We start from the raw sequence: 1,043 nt of genomic DNA, 5'->3' as shown, positions 1-1,043 counted from the left end.
CCCCGGCGGGTGCGCCCGGCCCCGCAGGCCGCTGCTGCGGTCCGGGGCGCCCGGGGGGGCCTGCGCGACCGTGGGGGCGACCGTCGTGGCGACGTACCGGCCGGCGGAGCCGCCCCCGCCGCCCGCCGCCGTCGGGGCGTTGCTCGACCAGGCCGCCGACCGCGCCGGCACCGATCCGGTCCCGCGGCCCGACCAGTTCGTCTACCAGGACACGATCGAACTGCGCCGGGTCATGAGCAAGGGGCGCTGGTACAAGGACCGCAACCAGTCGTGGATCTCGGTCGACGGGTCCCGGACCGGACTCGTCCGCCTGAAGAACTGGATCCGGCCCCGGCCGGACGAGGGCGTCCCGCCGGACGGCGACAGCGTGCTCAAGCCCTGCGGGCAGGTGCCACCGATCGAGCGGCCCTACCTCGGCGACGTCCCCGCCGACCCGGACGCCCTGCTCCGGCTGCTGGCGACCAGCGGCGACGGCACGCGGGCCGAGCGGCAGTGGGAGGCCGTCATCGACCTGATCGACCGGCCGGCGCCGCCCGCCGTGCGCGCGGCGCTGTTCCGCGCCATCGCCCGCATCTCGGGGGTGCGGCTGGCGAGCGACTCGGTGGACGCGGTCGGGCGGCACGGCGTCGCGGTCACCCGCACGCGGGACGGGGTGCGGGAGGAGCTCGTCTTCGACCCCGTGACCCACCGGTACCTGGGGACCCGGAACGTCGTCACCCGCTCCAGCGACCAGCTCGGGAAGCGCGGGTCGACCCTGTTCGCCAGCGCGGTGGTGCGGACCGAGGTCGTCGACAAGGTCCCGGAGCCCGTTCCGGGGGCGGAGGTCTCCGGCTGCTGAACCGGAGGCGGGCCGGTTCGTCCGGAAAGGCGCGAAGAATGCGAGATGGCGGCGCTATGGTGTCGCCTGACCATCGCGCTGCCACGCCTCGCACAGGAGCCTTCATGGGCTACCCCCCGCCTCCCGCCCAGCCCGGCCCCGGCGGCCCGTACCACCCCGGTTACGGGCCGGGGGGCTACGGCGCCCCGGCGCCCGGCGGGCCGCC

1 protein-coding gene is annotated in these 1,043 nt (G+C 76.8%); it reads left to right on the top strand.

All coding sequences use genetic code 11. The features are described from left to right. Positions 1-838 (top strand): CU044_5270 family protein (locus ABZ914_RS51800; RefSeq protein WP_500201876.1); only part of this gene is annotated, 838 nt, incomplete at its 5' end. Positions 839-1,043: the final 205 nt, after the last annotated feature.

The organism is Spirillospora sp. NPDC046719, from assembly GCF_040645715.1.
Classification (GTDB): Bacteria; Actinomycetota; Actinomycetes; order Streptosporangiales; family Streptosporangiaceae; genus Spirillospora.
This window is presented reverse-complemented; position numbering and strand designations above follow the sequence as displayed.